Annotated in this window: 15 protein-coding genes; 7 read left to right on the forward strand and 8 right to left on the reverse strand. The window is 49.7% G+C overall.

What is annotated here, in order from left to right; all coding sequences use genetic code 11:
- Positions 1 to 8 precede the first annotated feature (8 nt).
- From EXT46_RS02055 to EXT46_RS02075, 5 genes are all read right to left on the reverse strand, one after another.
- Positions 9 to 908 (reverse strand): carbon-nitrogen hydrolase, encoded by a 900-nt coding sequence (locus EXT46_RS02055; protein ID WP_053911239.1) that lies wholly within the window; start codon positions 906 to 908, stop codon positions 9 to 11.
- Positions 905 to 1,945, reverse strand: a complete 1,041-nt coding sequence (locus EXT46_RS02060) for an agmatine deiminase family protein (protein WP_130144918.1) — start codon at positions 1,943 to 1,945, stop codon at positions 905 to 907. Before EXT46_RS02060 ends, EXT46_RS02055 begins: the two co-directional genes overlap by 4 nt.
- A 118-nt stretch (positions 1,946 to 2,063) precedes the next feature.
- A complete protein-coding gene (locus EXT46_RS02065; RefSeq protein ID WP_130144920.1) occupies positions 2,064 to 2,648 on the reverse strand; it encodes a PilZ domain-containing protein in 585 nt (194 codons plus the stop codon).
- 207 nt (positions 2,649 to 2,855) lie between these two features.
- Positions 2,856 to 6,029, reverse strand: coding sequence for a multidrug efflux RND transporter permease subunit (locus EXT46_RS02070; protein WP_130144922.1), 3,174 nt, complete (start codon positions 6,027 to 6,029; stop codon positions 2,856 to 2,858).
- An 8-nt stretch (positions 6,030 to 6,037) separates the two neighbouring features.
- On the reverse strand, positions 6,038 to 7,228 hold the full coding sequence (locus EXT46_RS02075; protein ID WP_045978677.1) for an efflux RND transporter periplasmic adaptor subunit: 1,191 nt from the start codon (positions 7,226 to 7,228) through the stop codon (positions 6,038 to 6,040).
- A 387-nt stretch (positions 7,229 to 7,615) separates the two neighbouring features.
- Between EXT46_RS02075 and EXT46_RS02080 the strand changes: the two genes are divergently transcribed.
- Positions 7,616 to 8,197 carry a TetR/AcrR family transcriptional regulator gene (locus EXT46_RS02080; protein ID WP_022943758.1) on the forward strand — a complete coding sequence of 194 codons (582 nt, stop codon included), beginning with the start codon at positions 7,616 to 7,618 and terminating at the stop codon, positions 8,195 to 8,197.
- Here the strand turns inward: EXT46_RS02080 and EXT46_RS02085 are convergent.
- Positions 8,184 to 9,470, reverse strand: coding sequence for a Glu/Leu/Phe/Val dehydrogenase (locus EXT46_RS02085; protein WP_130144924.1), 1,287 nt, complete (start codon positions 9,468 to 9,470; stop codon positions 8,184 to 8,186). The genes EXT46_RS02080 and EXT46_RS02085 overlap by 14 nt on opposite strands.
- A 236-nt stretch (positions 9,471 to 9,706) precedes the next feature.
- Here EXT46_RS02085 and EXT46_RS02090 point away from each other — a divergent pair, with 236 nt between their 5' ends.
- From EXT46_RS02090 to EXT46_RS02115, 6 genes are all read left to right on the forward strand, one after another.
- Positions 9,707 to 10,138 (forward strand): hypothetical protein, encoded by a 432-nt coding sequence (locus EXT46_RS02090; protein ID WP_130144927.1) that lies wholly within the window; start codon positions 9,707 to 9,709, stop codon positions 10,136 to 10,138.
- A 76-nt stretch (positions 10,139 to 10,214) separates the two neighbouring features.
- Positions 10,215 to 12,044: a protein translocase subunit SecD gene (gene secD, locus EXT46_RS02095; protein ID WP_130144929.1), complete on the forward strand. Its 1,830-nt coding sequence runs from the start codon at positions 10,215 to 10,217 to the stop codon at positions 12,042 to 12,044.
- Entirely contained in the window at positions 12,037 to 12,936 is a 900-nt protein-coding gene (gene secF, locus EXT46_RS02100) for a protein translocase subunit SecF (protein ID WP_130144931.1), read from the forward strand. Before secD ends, secF begins: the two co-directional genes overlap by 8 nt.
- A gap of 124 nt (positions 12,937 to 13,060) precedes the next feature.
- Positions 13,061 to 14,485, forward strand: a complete 1,425-nt coding sequence (locus EXT46_RS02105; protein WP_130144933.1) for an alanine/glycine:cation symporter family protein — start codon at positions 13,061 to 13,063, stop codon at positions 14,483 to 14,485.
- Positions 14,486 to 14,571: 86 nt separating this feature from the next.
- Positions 14,572 to 14,889 (forward strand): hypothetical protein, encoded by a 318-nt coding sequence (locus EXT46_RS02110; protein ID WP_130144936.1) that lies wholly within the window; start codon positions 14,572 to 14,574, stop codon positions 14,887 to 14,889.
- 268 nt (positions 14,890 to 15,157) lie between these two features.
- A complete protein-coding gene (locus tag EXT46_RS02115) occupies positions 15,158 to 15,598 on the forward strand; it encodes a nuclear transport factor 2 family protein (protein WP_130144938.1) in 441 nt (146 codons plus the stop codon).
- Positions 15,599 to 15,631: 33 nt separating this feature from the next.
- Here EXT46_RS02115 and EXT46_RS02120 read toward each other — a convergent pair whose 3' ends face one another.
- Positions 15,632 to 16,516, reverse strand: coding sequence for a patatin family protein (locus tag EXT46_RS02120; RefSeq protein ID WP_022943766.1), 885 nt, complete (start codon positions 16,514 to 16,516; stop codon positions 15,632 to 15,634).
- A 161-nt stretch (positions 16,517 to 16,677) separates the two neighbouring features.
- The gene (locus EXT46_RS02125) at positions 16,678 to 17,262 is read right to left on the reverse strand and encodes a TetR/AcrR family transcriptional regulator (protein WP_130144940.1); all 585 of its coding nucleotides are present in this window, start codon (positions 17,260 to 17,262) and stop codon (positions 16,678 to 16,680) included.
- Positions 17,263 to 17,276 lie beyond the last annotated feature (14 nt).

Consider the following 17,276-nt stretch of genomic DNA (forward strand, 5'->3'; position numbering starts at 1 on the left):
ACTCCGTTTTAATCGCGATAAAGTTTGGTTAAATCACCATAATGATCGATGCGGCGATCGCGTAGGTAGGGCCAAATGCGACGGACTTTTTCACCGCGCTGTAAATCAAGCTCTGCCACTAATACTTCGGGTTTATCATCACAGGCTTTAGCCAGTAACTCGCCCTGCGGCCCGGCGATAAATGAGTGACCCCAGAAATCGATCCCGGCGCTGTGCCCGCTTGGGTCGGCCTCAAAGCCGGTGCGGTTGGCACTGATAACATAGACACCATTGGCCACTGCGTGGGCGCGCTGAGAAATAACCCAGGCATCTTGCTGGCGTTGTTGCTCAGCAGCGTCATCATTTTTATCCCAGCCAATGGCGGTCGGGTAAATCAAGATTTCAGCGCCTTTAGTGGCCATTAATCGCGCTGCCTCTGGAAACCATTGATCCCAACACACCAACACCCCTAAGGTGCCAAGCGAGGTTTTTATTGGCTCAAACCCTAAATCACCGGGCGTGAAGTAAAACTTCTCATAAAACCCGGGGTCATCAGGAATATGCATTTTGCGATACTTACCAGCAATACTGCCATCCGTTTCCAGCACCACGGCGGTGTTGTGGTACAAGCCGGCAGCGCGACGCTCGAATAGTGAGGCAACGATCACCACCCCAAGCTCTTTTGCAAGCTCGCCAAAGACTTGCGTGCTCTGACCAGGTATGGTCTCAGCCAAATCAAATTGCTCGACATCTTCGCTTTGACAAAAATATAAGCCAGTATGAAGCTCCTGCAGGACCACCAGTTGGGCGCCTTGCGCGGCTGCTTCACGAATGCCGTTAATAGACTGTGTTAGGTTGTAATCACGCTCGGCGGTATTTTGCTGTTGCACCAAGGCAACGCGCAATGATTGTTGGGTTGGGGCGCTCATTGTTCCTCCAAAAAGCCATGCGGTAGTTGCATGGTTATACAGTGTAAGCTGCCAAATTGTTCAATCAGCGCGCGACAATCGATACCCATCACCTCACGCTCAGGATACGCCTTGGCGATTTGCTTAAGCGCCACGGCATCATGTGGGTCGTTATAGGTTGGCACCAACACCGCGCCATTGATAATTAAATAATTCGCATAGGTGGCCGGTAAGCGCTGACCCTCGGCGTTGGTGATGGGCCTGGGCCAGGGGAGGGCAATAAGGTGATAAGGCTCATTATCGAGCCCTCTTAGTGCCACGAGCTCCTCACGCATCGCGCCCAAAGCCTGATAGTGCTCATCGTTAGGGTCGTCGCAATGCACGTAAACCAGCACATTATTTGGAGCAAAACGCACTAAAGTATCAATGTGGGAGTCGGTATCATCGCCAGCTAAGTAGCCGTGCTCTAACCACAGGATTTTTTGTGCTCCTAGTAGTTGCGCTAAGGTGCTGTCGATTTGTGCGGCCGATAACTGTTGGTTGCGATTCTCATTGTGAACACATTGACGGGTACTCAACAGCACCCCATGCTCGTTGATTTCAACGGCGCCGCCTTCAAGGATAAATTCGCTGCGCTCTACGTTTACTTGAGCGCTAAGGGCCTGAGCGAATACTTGCTGGTTAATGGCGTTGTCTTTCTCGGCTGCATATTTACCGCCCCAAGCGGTAAACTGACAGTCGAGGGCTTTTAGCCCAGTGCCATTACTTAGGGTCAGTGGGCCATGGTCACGCGCCCACGTATCGTTGCACTGAGCGCGGACAAAACGCACCTGATTCAAATCGGTGTGTTGTGCTGTCAATCGAGAGCGAATATGGGCTTCAAGGGCTTCATTGTCGACAACGATAAGCAGCTCTTGACGTTGGCTAATATGATCGCACAGCGCTAAATACACGCTCTCAACAGCCGCCAAATTCGCCGCCCAATCAGTATTCGAATGCGGCCAGGTTAACATCACGGCATCCTGCTGATGCCACTCAGGGAGGAGTCTAAACGTCATTTCAATGAATCACAGAAAAACAAGCCGCTAGTTTAGCACTTACAGCTTGAATGTCAGCTAAATAAGACGCGGAATTATTATCATAGAGCACCGCCAGAAACGGGTAGGTATCTAAGCGTTAATTTTCGCGTTGCTGTTCATGGCGCTTTTTCAGTTGTCGAGTCTGAGCGTGTAAACTGGCACGTACGAGAAGCTCTTGGTCTTGCTCGCGAATGGTAGCAAAAAGAATCTTGTGCAAGCAGCCATCACTCTGGGTATCAATCTCAATGACTTCGCCATAGCAATAGATGGCGGCGGCCTCTTGCTCTAAAAACAACTTACACCGCACATACTGGCCAACCTCCATTGGCTGTTCACGTCGTAAGGTAAACCCTGAGCCACCATAGCTTTGGCAGCGTTCATTGGGTTGGTCGGTACTTTCCTGCATTAAAATATGGCTAAGAATGAGATCGATTTTACGGGACTGCAGTGATAAGTAGTGGGCGAGTTCATTGGCGGTTTCACCGAGCAGTCGCAGCGGTCGAAGCGCTGATTGTTCGAGCGTATTGACTTCATTGGCGAGCCGAAAAAGTGGCGGGATATCGCGCTCTAAAGCGTCGGCATCGGTGGGAACGAGGGCGGATTCTATGCTCTCTACGACGACATTCACGCTTTCTTGAATTTGAAAAAACTCGGCGAATAACTCGCTTTTTTCATTGCTCATGTTGCTCACTTATCTCAACCACATTACTTAAAAGACCTTATCGGCACCGTCATTATTGCACAGCACTATGAGCAGCGCTGCTATTAAGCCTTACCCTACTGCCGAAAGTAAGTTTTAACTTGCTGATTTTTCTATAGTAGCTGTCATTGACAAGATTTAAAAGAAAAGGCGCTATAACAGCGCCTTTGAGAGACTTTTTGGCAGGGGCTAAAGTAGGCCCTCGTCAGTTTCTACCTGCTCCTTTTTATGTTGAGCTGCGATTTCCTCGCTCAGTGCTTGGCGTGAGCGCTTTTCACCAATACGGCGCTCAGTGAGCCAATAGAAGAACAGTGGGACAAAGAACACGGCTAGGAAGGTCGCGGCCATCATCCCGCCCATCACCCCGGTTCCCACACTATGACGGGCTCCGGCGCCAGCACCAGAGCTCAACACTAAGGGCACAACGCCAAGAATGAAGGCCAATGAGGTCATAATTATGGGGCGAAAACGCAGCCGGGCTGCTTCTAATGCGGCGGCGGCAGCGCTCCAACCTTGCTGATATTTGAGTAAGGCATACTCAACAATCAAAATAGCGTTTTTGCCTGCTAAGCCCAGTAGGGTGACCAGACCAATTTGGAAGTAGACATCATTTGTGAGCCCTGCCACCCAAATTGAAATCAGTGCGCCAAAGGTACCAAAAGGCAAAGCCAGCATCACCGATAAGGGCAGTGACCAACGCTCGTATAAGGCTGCAAGAATCAAAAACACCATGATCACCGCTAATCCTAATGCTAATCCGGTGGTGCCAGAACTGCGTTTTTCTTGAAACGCGGTGCCAGTCCAGTCATAGGTCATACCCGCTGGCAGCACTTGCTCGGCGATACGTTCGATTTCGGCAATCGCTTGTCCGGAGCTGTAACCTGGCGCAGCTTCACCGAGTAACTTAACGGCGGGTAAATTATTATACCGACTCAAGCTATCCGGCCCCCGGGTAAATTCCACCGTGGTGAAAGCCGACATCGGCACCATGTCACCAGAGTGACTCTTGACGTAGATTCGGCCTATGTCTTGCGGCTGCATACGATATTCGGCATCAGCAGACATCAATACTTGCCATGCACGTCCAAACTTATTGAAATCATTAACATAGTAAGTGCCCAGCGTACCGGCCAGCGTATTGAAAGCATCATTAATATTGACTCCCATAGCTCGCGCTTGCTCCCGGTCTATATCCACTTTAAGCTGTGGAGCGTCGGGGCGCCACAAGGTTTGCACGCTGCCGACAATCGGGCTTTTTTGCGCTTCATTCATAACCAGCTGCATGGCTTGTTGAAGCTTTTCTGGGCCACCAGCGCCTTTATTTTGAATGTAAAACTCAAAACCACCGGTGGTGCCTAAACCGAAGATAGCGGGGGGGTTAAAAGCCAGCACCAAGGCTTCATTGATGTGTGCGGTTTTGCCAAACAACTCTGCCACTAAGGCCTTGGTATCGACCTCGCGGTCATCCCAATGGGTTTGCGTAACAAATAAGGTTGCGGCGGAGTTTTTATAGCCGCCCCCGATAAAGTCAAAGCCAGTAAAAGCGGCGACATTTTCGTTGGCTGGGTTGGATTTAACCGCCGCGACCACTTCGTCAACCACCGCTGCGGTGCGCTCTAGTGATGAACCATCCGGTAGAAAAACAGCGGCAATGTAGAAGCCTTGATCTTCATCGGGCACCAAGGAGCTCGGCGTTTTTTGCCAAATGCCAACGGTTGCGCTGACCATGGCTATCATTAACACCAGCCCAAGCACGCCACGACGCACCATAAACCCGACCGCGCCCACATACTTATGGGTCACAGCGCTGAAGAACTTATTAAACCAAATGAAGAAACCGGCTGTTTGTTTATGCTCATGCTTTAAAATCATCACACACAGCGCCGGAGTCATGGTTAACGCCACCACACCAGAGAGACTCACAGAGATAGAGATGGTAATCGCAAATTGGCGGAAAAGTTCACCGGTTAGTCCGCCCAGAAAAGCAATCGGCACGAACACTGAACACAGCACCAAAACAATGGCTACCACTGGCCCAGAAACCTCTCGCATCGCCTTGATAGCTGCTTCGTGAGCACTGACATGCTCTTCGTGCATAATGCGCTCAACATTTTCAAGCACCACGATGGCGTCATCAACCACAATACCTATAGATAACACCATGCCAAATAGCGTCAGCGTATTGATGGAATAACCCAACATATACATGCCAGCAAAGGTGCCTAATAACGAGACCGGGACCGCTAACGTAGGGATCAGTGTGGCACGCCAGTTCTGTAAAAATAAGAACACCACCAGAAATACCAATAGCATGGCCTCGGCCAGGGTTTTTACCACCTCACGAATGGACACCTCGACAAAGCGGGTGGTGTCGTAGGAGACCACATGCTCAAGACCCATAGGGAACTGCGGTTTGAACTCAGCCATCACGCCATTGACTTCTTTCGCTACGTCCAGCGCGTTTGCGCCGGGCTGCAGAAATATCCCCAACAGCACCGCTTCTTTGCCATTGACGGTGCCGTTAAAGTTGTAATCCTTGGAGCCGAGCTCAACTCGCGCAACGTCTTTAAGGCGCAGGCTGCTGCCATCGGGATTCGAGCGGACAATAATATTCTCGAATTCTTGTGGCTCAGACATGCGCCCGCGTGCGGTGACACTATAAACCAAAGATTGCGGTGATTTGGAAGTCGGGGTCGCACCAATTTTACCCGCCGCATATTGCGAGTTTTGCACCCGAATCGCATTGGCCACTTCATCCACGGTGACGCCCAATTGGCTCATTAAGTCAGGACGTAACCAGATACGCATGGCGTAATCTTTAGCGCCAAATATTTGTACATTGGTAGTGCCAGGGATGCGTTTAATACGATCGAGAATGTTAAGGGTGACATAGTTCGACGTCCACAATGATGAGCGAGACCCATCAGGGGAGTAAAACGCGTGCACTTGCAAAAAGCTCGACGAGCCCTTTTGCACCACCACGCCTTGCCGTCGAGTCTCCTCTGGTAAGCGAGCCTCAACCTGTTTCACGCGGTTGTTCACATCCACAGCGGCTTGGTCGACATCAGTGCCGATTTCAAAGGTCACCTCGATGGTGGTTGCGCCGGCGCTGCTGGAGGTTGAAGACATATACATCATGCCCTCAACACCGGTAATGGCATTTTCGATTGGCGCCGCCACGGTTTGCTCCAAAACTTCGGCGGAAGCGCCAGGGTAACTGGCTGTGACTTGCACTACAGGAGGGGCAATTTCCGGATACTGAGCTATGGGTAGGGCACGCATGGCAGCTAAACCAGCAAGGACAATGACAATGCTGATCACAAAAGCAAAAATCGGCCTATCAATAAAATAACGAGAGAACATAATGCTGCTTATCCCTGCTGTTGCTGATTAGACACGGTAATGGGCATACCTGGGAAGAAAATGCGCGCCATGCCTTCGACAACAATTTCATCTCCGGCATTAATGCCGCTGCGAATAATCCATAAGTTCTCAGTCTTGTCACCGTTTTGTTTACGATACCATTCGCCCACTTGCACTGGAGCGGGACGAGCGATGGTTGCACCTTGTTCATTTTTGCCGACAACGTACACAAACTTGCCGGTGCCATTATCCAACACCGCACGTTGGGGCACCACGAAGGTGTTGTTACGCACCGCGCCGATAAGCTCTACTTGCACGAACTGACCAGGACGCAAACTAAATTCAGGATTGGGCACAATAGCCTGAAACTCTGAGGTGCCGGTATTAGGGTTAATGCGCACATCAGTAAAGTTAACCTCGCCACCGTGATGGTACTCACTGCCATCTTGCAAACGCAGACGTGTTTGCCATTGGCCGTCTTCAGGTAAACTCAATTCGCCCTTTTTCTGCGCCTGGCGCATCATAAGTTGCTCACGTTCTGAGAGGCCAAAACGCACTCTGACAGGGTCTAATTCGGTAATATAGGTCAGCAGTAACTCGGGCCCTGGCACGAAGGTACCCTCAGAGACTAACTCTCGGCCCATTACCCCGGCAACGGGCGCTTTCACTTGGGCATAGTCCAAGTTTAATTTTGCCTCACGCAGCTGCACTTTGCTGGCCTGTAAATCAGCGGTGGCGATTTGAACACTGGAAATGGCGTTATCATAATCGCGCTGTGATACTGATTTGTCTTCGCGTAATTTTTTCAGCCGCTTGGTTTCTCGCTGCGCTTGCTCTAACCGCGCTTGTGCGGCATTGACAGCCGCTTGGGCTTGCTCATAAGCGAGCTGGTAGGGGGCAAGGTCAATAGTGAACAGGGATTGGCCGGCATCGACCGTTTGACCTTCAGAGAAGTTTCGAGACTCCAGCACGCCACTGACCCGAGCACGTATCTCCACCTCTTTCGAGCCTGATACCGTGGCTGGTACAGAGATAATAAAAGGCGCATCCACCGCTTTGGCGGTGATGGTTTCGACTTGGGCATTAGGCATGCCCCCTTGTGATTGTTGTGCTGGCTGCTCACAGGCACTTAACAATAATAAAGAGCTGAACACCAGTGTAACTGGACGTAATACAGTAGTAATAGAATAACGACGCATGAGTGAAGCGTTTCCCTTTGCAAATTGAATGATATGGGTCAGACGTTGTTATAGCGTGCTCTCGCAGGCGAGTTGCCAAGCCACACCGAGGTGACAATTCGCGGTTATTCTATGCGGGCGCAGGCTTTTTTTGGTGCATGTCATGCGCTCAAGTGTATCGGCATTACTGTGCATGAGCACAACATTGAAGACACAAATCGTGGCACGACCGCCAACGCTCAGTGTAGATGACAGCCGAAAATTTTTACATATTTAATTACGGGTGTTAGCACTGAGTAAACGAAAGTGTATACTTATTTTCATCTCAGGTATACATCTTCGTTTACTATTGCTGCGAATAATCATTGGTTCCGTTATACTGCGCAGCAAATCGTTGAGGGGCGGAATATGAGTAGTAATAAGCAGCAGGCGGTGATCACCGCTGCTATCGCATTATTTGCACAACACGGCCTTGCAGGTACCACTATGGAAGCGGTGGCGGGCAAGGCAAAGGTATCAAAGCGCACGTTGTATAAATATTACTCCAGTAAAGAGCATTTATTTGATGGTGTGGTGGACCTACTCATAGAGCGTATTCGTCCACTGCAAGAAAACCATTTTTGCGCGCAAACCCCGATAAAAGAGCAATTGCAAGCACAGGCCCATGTCGGCTTACGATTGACCCAAGACAAAGACTACCTGACCCTGTCGCGCATTGTTATGATTGAATCGTTGCGTTCGAAAAAGCGCGCAGCCAAGCTGCAAGAGCGGTTTCAAAGTTTTGAGCAAGGTTTGCACTCATGGTTTTATGAGGCGCAGCAGCAAGGTGCTTTGGGTGAAACGCCCGCCGAAATTGCTGCTGCCGTGTTCTACGGGGGCATGAAAAAGTTGGCATATTGGGAGCAGCTCATCAAGTGGAAACCGCCGGTGGAAAAAGAAAAGCTCGACCAGTTAGTCGAGCTTACCTGTCGGATGTTCACTCGCCATTAAAATAATCGGGTGTGCCATGTGCTTCAATACCGTCACTGAGGCGCTTGAGTGCGACGGCATAGACCGCATCGCGAAAATCGAGTTCTTGGCGCTGTACTTGCTCGTTAGCGCGCGCAAATGCACGGCGCATCACTTGCTCTAGCTCTTGCTCAACACGCTCTCGCGACCATTGGTAACCGCAGCGGTTTTGTACCCACTCGAAGTAGCTGACAGTCACACCACCGGCGTTGGCCAAAATATCAGGGATCACAATGACACCCTGTTGTTTTAGTATACTGTCGGCATCACTGGTCACTGGGCCATTGGCTATCTCAACGATATACCGTGCTTTAACTTGCTCAGCATTATCAGCGGTGATCACGCCGCCTAATGCAGCGGGAATTAAAATATCGACATGGCAGTGAAGCAGCTCCTCATTAGAGAGGGTGTCGTAGTCCTGACTTTCACACACTGAGCCTTCACAATAGACCGCTTTAAGCTCTTTATGTTCTTGCTTTTGCTGATAGACGCTATCAACGTTGAGACCTTCTTGGCGATAAATAGCTCCTTTAGAATCACTAACGGCCACTACTTTATAGCCATCGTTGGCGAGTAAACGGGCAACATGATAACCGCCGTTACCAAAGCCTTGTACTGCCACTGTGGTTTGCTGAGGGTCGAGATTGTCACGCTTTTCTAATTCTTTAATACATAGGTAAGCGCCGCGCCCAGTGGCATCGTCGCGGCCAATACTGCCGCCGAGAGCCAATGGTTTACCAGTGATCACGCCGGGATTCTTAACCCGGGTAATTTTTTCATACTCATCCATCATCCAGCCCATAATAAGGGCATTGGTATACACATCCGGTGCTGGAATATCACGCTCAGGGCCAATAAAATCGGCCATAGAGCGCACATAGGCGCGTGATAAGCGTTCAAGTTCAAAAGGAGATAAGGTTTTCGGGTCGACACTCACACCGCCTTTAGCGCCTCCAAATGGAATATCGACGACAGCGCATTTGAGCGTCATCCACAGCGCTAAGGCTTGTACTTCTTCGCTGTCAACTTCGGGGTGGAAGCGAATACCGCCTTTGGTCGGGCCGAGCACATTGTTGTGCTGGCAACGGTAGCCAGGGAAATACTGAACATGGCCATCATCCATACGCACTTCAACGTTCACGTGCATCATTGCCTGCGCGTGACTGAGCGTGTTGAGAACTTGTTGTGAGCACTGGATGGCATCCCCGATGCGTTTTAATCGTGTCACTGCGTCGTCAAAAGTTGTGCTACTCATTGGGCCTCCATTGGCATCATTCGATTTTGCTTAAGAGCAAGGTCGAACTATTTAGAGCAATTATTTTTAGTACCTAAATCAAACGTCTATATAGCGTTTGTGGTTCACTTTTTAAGGTTATTTAATCTCTGGGATTGAAATAGATAAAATCAACCCTATCTCTAAGAGGCATTCAATATCGGCAACTGGCCGAGCATAAATATAAGTACAAGGCACCCATGCGCAACGGTATAATTATGGTCATCGTGTTAATGACGCTGCTTTTGAGCAGTGCGTCCGCGCTCGCCCATACCCATACCCATACCACGACAGCCGAATCATCGCTCTGCTCGCTGATGGTGCAAGAACCCATGCAGTGCAGCTTTGATGATATCAGCGCCGATGGCGCCTCAGAGCACCAGCGCCCAGCACCGCATCCCGCGCAATTGCCAGAGCGCGCTATGCGTACTCACCCCAGCTATTTTTTACACCCGGAGCAACAACCACTTTACTTGCTGGCGTACACATTGGCGCAGCACACTGCGCCGTTTAAACAGCGCTTTAAGGCGCCACCCGCCAGCCATTTTGAACCTTGGTATATCGCCAGGGAGCAGAAAAAATGTGGCCTTATCAATCACTGTCAGGCCGCGAACTTAACCTATCGTAGCCGGCTTCACTACGAGTCTTAAGTTAAATCGACCTTCGTTCTATTAATACCGAAATCAAGATTTAACACGCTTGCTGAGCAAGCGAAAAGGACTCACAATGAGACAACAACCTCACTCGCAAGAGCGAGCCAAAGGCGCGTCGGCGCTGAGCAGACAGCTGCGCTTATTTACTGTTATTAGTGTTATTTTAGTACTTTTTCTTAGTGCGCTTCCCAATATCTACCCTGATCATGCTGTAGTGCATGTGGCGTCTGTGCACACCCACAGCGACACCGTTAATATTAAAACAGAGTTGACAGAGGCTGGTTTTACTCTCGCAAAGGCGCACTATGATGCCGGCGAGCAACGCTTTGATATCCGTTTAACTGATCCCGCACGCAGTGCCGAAGCCGCACGTATATTGCGTGGGCATGGGCATGAGCAGGTCAAAGTTGTCAGCCAAAGCAGCACACCACAGTGGCTGCAAAGTTTGGGGTTAGCGCCGATGAAGCTCGGTCTGGACTTAGGGGGAGGGGTGCTATTCGTATTGCAAGTGGATACTGACCAAGCACTCGCCACACGGTTAAAGAGCATTGCCGAAGAGGCCAATACGCTGAGAGTTAAAGCGCGTTTACGGGGCATAAAAATACACGCACCGCAAAATAACGAAGTACGCTTAGTGGCAGCGCCGACCAACCAAGCGCACTTACAGCAATTGGTTGACAAGCTGCAAGGGGGTTATCCGAAACTGGATATCAGTAGAGCGCGCCAAGGTAGCTTAGAAATAGTATCCTTACGCTACCTGGATGCGCAGCAACAGCAACTCGCTCAGGCAAACATGACTCAAGCGTTGGCTACTTTGCGCTCGCGCATCGAGGAGCTAGGCATAACCGAAGCCGTGGTGCAACGCCAAGGCGAGCGGGCTATTCGTATTGAGTTACCCGGCGTGCAAGACCCCAGTGAAGCAAAACGTATTATTGGTGCCACTGCACAGCTTTCTTTTCACGGCCTGCAAGAAATTGGCGGTAAGCGGGTGCGCACTGAGCAAGGGCACAGTATTGCCATAGAGAGTAAAGCAATATTCACGGGTGCAGATATCACCGGTGCTCAAGCCGGCCGAGATGAAATGGGGCAGCCGATGGTGCAGTTGCAACTATCCTCAGCGGGGGGAGATAAAATTAATCGGTTCTCGCGTGCGCACATAGGTCAACCCATGGCTACCTTGTACAGTGAATATGTAGCGGATGCCCAAGGTGAGGTGCGAATGCGCGAGCAGGTGATATCTGTGGCGACCATTAACGAAGCCTTGGGAACGCGTTTTAGTATTACCGGGCTGGGTACCTGGCAACGGGCTCAAGACTTAGCCTTAGTATTGCGCGCAGGCTCATTAGAAGCACCCATTACCATAGTCAAAGAGCAAACCATGACCCCCAGCCTCGGTAAGCAAAACATAGAGAACGGTTTTAACGCTTTGTTATTGGGCTTAGCGCTAACATTGTCGTTTATGCTGCTGTGGTACCGGCGTTTAGGGGTTGTCGCCAACCTTGCATTAGCAATTAACCTAATTGCTTTGGTGGGGCTAATGTCATTGCTACCCGGCGTGGTATTAACGCTACCTGGGATTGCCGGGTTAGTGCTGACTATTGGTATGGCGGTGGATACCAACGTCATTATATTTGAGCGTATCAAGGAGGAACTGCGCTTAGGCAGAACCCGCTTACAAGCTCTTAAACGTGGCTATCAAGGCGCGATGAGCAGTATTATTGATGCCAACTTAACGACATTTATCAGTGCCTTAGTGCTTATCGGTGTGGGCTATGGCCCAGTTAAAGGCTTTGCCATTACGTTAGCGCTGGGCATTCTCACCAGTGTATTTAGCGGTGTATTGGTGTCTTCTTACTTGTCACACTGGTTGTTCGCAGCGGCGAAGGAGGTGCGTCATGGCTAATTATTTAACACGATTACGCCATCTGGGAATGGCGATCAGTATGCTTATGCTGGTACTCGCCGGCACTGTGATTGCCATCAAAGGAGTACCGCTTGGCCAGGATTTTACCGGCGGTTATGTGCATCAATTTCAGGCGCCTGAGGCGCTCACTCAACAGCAACTACAACACCAATTAGAGGGCTTACTGAGTGGCGATTTTCAATTAAGTGCACACAGTGATAATCAATACCAATTGTTTCAACCACCGAGCGAAGGGCAGAGCAACCCCAAGTGGCTCGATACCTGGGTCAGTGACAACGCATTGGTGCTACTGGATAGCAGCTTTTTAGGTGCACAGGCCGGTGACGAGCTCATCGACCAGGGGCTGATGGCGTTGTTATTCGCAACCCTAGCGGTGATGCTGTATTTAGTCTGTCGCTTTGAATGGCGTTTAGCGCTGGCGGCCACCTTGGCGTTGGTGCATGACGTTGCACTGACACTGGCGGTGCTGGTGCTTTTTGACATTCCTTTCACCTTAACCGTGTTAGCTGCCATCCTTGCCATCATTGGCTATTCGCTCAATGACTCCATTGTCATCGGTGATAAGGTGCGTGAGATTGTCCGCGCGAAGCCTGCACAATCAGTGGCGCTGAGTATCAATACCGCCATTGCCGCATCCATGAGTCGTACACTTATTACCTCAATGACCACACTGGCGACGATTGTCAGTATCTGGACTTTGGCAGGGCCGCCTCTGCAAGGGTTTGCCATCACCTTGTTTGTGGGTGTGCTGGTGGGCACTTGGTCATCGGTGTTCATTAGTGCCACCGTGCCGCATTGGTTAGGGCTTAGCGCCGAAAACTACACCAATCAAGACAGTGATGAGGTAAAACGTCAACTCGCTCAACCTTAGCGTTACTGCCTATCTAGGAGGCTTAGCCTCCTAGATTATATCCCGCCTAAAGTCGCATTTTTATCTCCATAGCCTAGTATAAAGTGAAATAAACAAGCAGTTTTACAAGCACTTGGAGTGAACATTGCTAGAGTCATTGATAGCCAGCGTAAATGCGCTGTTATGGGGAGAAGGGCAGATCCTTATTTATTTACTGCTCTTTGCTGGTGTGTGGTTTTCGATTTCGCTCAGAGGGATTCAGCTCACTTACTTTACCCATATGTTCGCGCTATTAAGAACCAGTGCTCAGGCGGATAAAAACCAAATAAGCTCATTTCAAGCGCTGTGTACCGGCCTAAGCGCTCGTGTGGGCACTGGCAATCTCGCCGGGGTGGCAGTGGCTATTTCTTTGGGTGGCAGTGGTGCCGTGTTCTGGATGTGGGTGATTGCCATACTCGGTATGGCCACCGGCTTTGCCGAAAGCGTACTAGGGCAAGTGTATAAGGTACGTGATAGCCAAGGCGAGTTTCGCGGCGGCCCTGCGTACTACATTCAAATGGGACTGGGCCAAAAATGGTTAGCCATTGCTTTCGCGCTGTGTTTGTTTCTCGGTTATGGCTTTAGCTTTAGTGCCATGCAAACCAATACTATCACCGATGCGTTGCACCATGCCTTTGGCGTGGACCGATTTTATACCGGTTTGGTTATCACCTTAGTCACAGGCAGTATCATCGCCGGCGGCTTTAAGGCTATTGCCCGTTTCGCAGAGCGGGTGGTGCCGCTAATGGGGTTAGTTTTTGTGTTTAGTGCCCTGGTGGTGACGATGGTCAATTATGAACGGGTGCCGGCGATGCTCAGTGATATTTTGCACAGTGCGCTCGGCCTGCAAGAAGCGGGAGCAGGGGCGCTCGGAGCGGCGATTAAAAATGGTATTCAGCGCGGCCTTTATTCCAATGAGGCTGGAGCCGGGAGTGTCCCCCACGCAGCGGGTGCGGCAACGCCAACACCGAATCACCCAGCTACACAAGGGTATATACAAATGCTGGGGGTGTTTTTCGACACTATAGTGCTATGCAGCTGCACGGCAGTGATTATATTAATGGCGGATATCCCCATCAGCGGCGATATGGAGGGCATTCGCCTTACCCAGGATGCCATGACCGCGCATATGGCCGATGCCGGTGTGTATTTTGTTGCGGCGGCAATCACCTTGTTTGCATTTACCTCAGTGGTGGCAAACTTCGCCTATGCCGAGAGCAACTTGCACCTTTTTGCACTGGATAATCGTATGGGCAGAGGCCTGTACATGCTCAGTTATCTAGCGATGATGTTATGGGGAGCCACTGCCAAGCTTGAGCAAGTATGGAGTTTAGCCGATATGGCCTTAGGCTTGATGACATTGGTCAATATCGTCGCGATTGTGCAGCTTACGCCGACAATTAAACGCGTTACATCAGACTACCACCGCCAGCGTAAGCAGGGTAAAGCACCTGAATTTTGCGTAGCAAAGGTCAAAATACAGGGGCAAACAGAGTCAGGAATTTGGCAAGAGAAAAGTATAGATAACTGAGCTAAAAGCATTTTACGTTATTCATGGCAATTTTTGTTACACTCACGGCTTTGATGACTGTCGCCGTTAAGGTGTTAAGGAAAACCATGAGTAAACTACGAATTAGTCGTGATAGTGGCTATGCAGATAGAGCTAGAAAGTACACGGTTATGTGTGAAGGTAAGGCGTTGGGTAAAATTGGTAATGGCGAAAGTGTTGAGTTTGATGTGCCACCAGGCGAAAAAGAAGTTTATTTAAAAGTGGACTGGTGCCGCTCTAATAAAGTGCGTATTAACGTGCCAACAGAAGGGACGGCGCGCCTAAGCGGAGGTTCAAACTTACGTGGTCCGCGAATTATGCTCGCCATTGTTTACGTACTTTTTAAGCCGCATGATTACCTATGGCTAACTGCGCAAGCAGACTAGCCGTTCAACCTTCCTCTGTTTTTAGGTGGTGATGGCTAGCGCTGTCATTACCTAATAGGGCGATGATTAAAAACGCCGCTCAGACCTGGGTTTTTGTCGATAAATTTCATTCAGATTAATTAAAACAACTGTTAATGAAATCCACTGCTCATCGGATGTTTTTGAGTTTATTCTAAGCTGGCAACATGCAACCCCAACCCTTAAAACGAGCGCTGTAGGCTCATTTTACAACATGGAGCGGGTTACTTTTTAAGCATAAGAGGCAGCGATGAAGCTAATACTCATTACACTCATGATTTTATTTAGCACCAGTACACTGGCTGAAGGCCAACTGACCAAAAACAAACAACTGGTCATCGATTTTTATACCGATGTGGTACTAGCTGAAGACGCAACACATATCGATAAGTACCTAGGTCCGCGCTATATTCAACACAACCCCATGGTCGCAGATGGTAAAGAAGGCCTGCGGGCGTTATTGCGCAGCTTACCTAAACGAGATACAAGCGCCGGACCCAGTGGTGAGATAGTGCGGGTGATAGCTGAGAGCGACTTGGTGGTATTACACGTTAAAAGTTACCATTGGCCACAGCCGAATGGCGGTGCCATTGTTGATATATTTCGTGTGGAAAATGGCAAAATTGTTGAGCACTGGGATGTCATTCAAGCTATCCCTGAGCAAGCCAAAAATACCAATACCATGTTTTAGCTTTAACAATAAGCAGCGCAACCCGAGGCCTAATTATACTGCCTCAGGTTGTGGCTCGGGCTCTTTCCATCGATTGACTGCTTTTAAGCCAACTTCAAAACCGAGGCGATAGTCCTCTTCTAAAGTCTCGATACTTGAGCCTAACACCATAGATTGTAATGGCCGAGTTGGGGCGATTTGAACCACGTTAACACCTTCAGGTGGTGACCTCATAAACTCAACAGCCTCGGCGTAGCGCTGTTGATAGTGATGATAAATTTCAAACATCCGTGGCGATTGGTTGATGCGCCTCATAATAGGTTTAAGCCTCTCCAACACCGGCATCTTGCCATCATCATGAGCTTCAACTGTGCGGATCACCCAAATGGTTTTCGCGCCTTTTTCATGAGCCCACCGCACCGGCAGGGGGTCGGCAACGCCACCATCCATCATGCCATGACCTTCGACTTTTACGCCGGGACGATACAAAAATGGGATGGCGCTTGAGGCTTTTAGGTGCGCAAACATATTTTCATGCCAAGTATGTAAGTAATGCGGCTCAAACGAGTCGTAGTGACTAGCCACCGCATAAAAATTACTCTCAGGCGTGAGGTTATTAGGCTCAGTGGGGAAGCGCACCTTGCCATTGTGCTCTACTTGATGAAAATACCAGTCTAGGTCAATGACGTTACCACCGGTGAAAAACCGGGCCGGTCGAAAAAACTGTTGCTCTGTGGTGAGGTGCTCAATCGCTGTTTGTGCATATTGGCGTGCCCGAGCACAGTAAGCTGCTAGATTTTGGGCGCCTGCAGAAACGCCGACTTTTAAATCGAAGGGCGCAAATTTCTTTTCTAGGAAAGCATCGAGTACGCCGGCGGTAAAAATGCCTTTTTGTCCACCGCCTTCGGCAATGAGTGCGGAGCGTATATGTGTCGTCATATTGTACTCTTCTATTAATTATTAATGTGTGAAGAGGTACACATTTCACCAAAACCAATTACGTGCAGAGGTTTTCGCCGTCAGCTTTGGTCAATTGTGTTTCATCCCCCACTGAATGTGGAATATTAGCTGTATTATGGGCGATAGCGATGAATTTCAAGTTAATCAACAATAATAGCGGCTAAAAGTTGTTCGCCCATTTGTGTTAACAAGGCTTCATCTGGCTGTGTAAACGCATAGGTGCGCATGCCGTAAATGCCCATGGCCAAAAAGCGCGCTAGCTTCATCGCGTCATCTTGGTTCACGGCTTCACCTTGGTGCTGAGCGCGGCGAATTTGCGCAGCTAGGTTCTGCTCTAACTGCTTGAGGTTTTGTGCAAGAATATTGGCTACTTCCGGATCTTGGCCTTCAATTTCATTTAAAGAGCGGGTGAGTAAACATACCTTCGCACAGGTCTTTTGCACGCACTCAGTGACCGTGTTGGCGATAAATTCACGCAAACTATCAACAACCGGGCGTTGGGCGTCAAAAATGGTGTCGAACGCTTGTTGTTTTTGCTGATGGTAGTGACTCACCGCCTCGATAAACAGACCTTTTTTACTGCCAAATGCGCAATAAATAGAGCCTGGATGCAACCCCGTTGCTTGGGTTAGTTTTTGCATACTGGCTTTGCTGTAACCATGCTCCATAAAGGTTTGCATGGCTTGTTGTAAAACGTGGGCTCGGTCAAATTCGGCGCTGCGCATAAAAACGACATGAT

The organism is Pseudoalteromonas sp. CO325X (genome assembly GCF_004208955.1).
GTDB classification, from domain to species: domain Bacteria; phylum Pseudomonadota; class Gammaproteobacteria; order Enterobacterales; family Alteromonadaceae; genus Pseudoalteromonas; species Pseudoalteromonas ruthenica.

What these genes read in the sequence shown, in the direction of transcription:
- EXT46_RS02115 (WP_130144938.1), top strand. Translation starts at nt 15,158, where the DNA reads ATGAAGCTAATACTCATTACACTCATGATTTTATTTAGCACCAGTACA.
- EXT46_RS02120 (WP_022943766.1), bottom strand. Translation starts at nt 16,516, where the DNA reads ATGACGACACATATACGCTCCGCACTCATTGCCGAAGGCGGTGGACAA.
- EXT46_RS02060 (WP_130144918.1), bottom strand. Translation starts at nt 1,945, where the DNA reads ATGACGTTTAGACTCCTCCCTGAGTGGCATCAGCAGGATGCCGTGATG.
- EXT46_RS02065 (WP_130144920.1), bottom strand. Translation starts at nt 2,648, where the DNA reads ATGAGCAATGAAAAAAGCGAGTTATTCGCCGAGTTTTTTCAAATTCAA.
- EXT46_RS02055 (WP_053911239.1), bottom strand. Translation starts at nt 908, where the DNA reads ATGAGCGCCCCAACCCAACAATCATTGCGCGTTGCCTTGGTGCAACAG.
- EXT46_RS02125 (WP_130144940.1), bottom strand. Translation starts at nt 17,262, where the DNA reads ATGCGCAGCGCCGAATTTGACCGAGCCCACGTTTTACAACAAGCCATG.
- secD (WP_130144929.1), top strand. Translation starts at nt 10,215, where the DNA reads ATGAGACAACAACCTCACTCGCAAGAGCGAGCCAAAGGCGCGTCGGCG.
- EXT46_RS02090 (WP_130144927.1), top strand. Translation starts at nt 9,707, where the DNA reads ATGGTCATCGTGTTAATGACGCTGCTTTTGAGCAGTGCGTCCGCGCTC.
- EXT46_RS02080 (WP_022943758.1), top strand. Translation starts at nt 7,616, where the DNA reads ATGAGTAGTAATAAGCAGCAGGCGGTGATCACCGCTGCTATCGCATTA.
- secF (WP_130144931.1), top strand. Translation starts at nt 12,037, where the DNA reads ATGGCTAATTATTTAACACGATTACGCCATCTGGGAATGGCGATCAGT.
- EXT46_RS02085 (WP_130144924.1), bottom strand. Translation starts at nt 9,470, where the DNA reads ATGAGTAGCACAACTTTTGACGACGCAGTGACACGATTAAAACGCATC.
- EXT46_RS02075 (WP_045978677.1), bottom strand. Translation starts at nt 7,228, where the DNA reads ATGCGTCGTTATTCTATTACTACTGTATTACGTCCAGTTACACTGGTG.
- EXT46_RS02110 (WP_130144936.1), top strand. Translation starts at nt 14,572, where the DNA reads ATGAGTAAACTACGAATTAGTCGTGATAGTGGCTATGCAGATAGAGCT.
- EXT46_RS02070 (WP_130144922.1), bottom strand. Translation starts at nt 6,029, where the DNA reads ATGTTCTCTCGTTATTTTATTGATAGGCCGATTTTTGCTTTTGTGATC.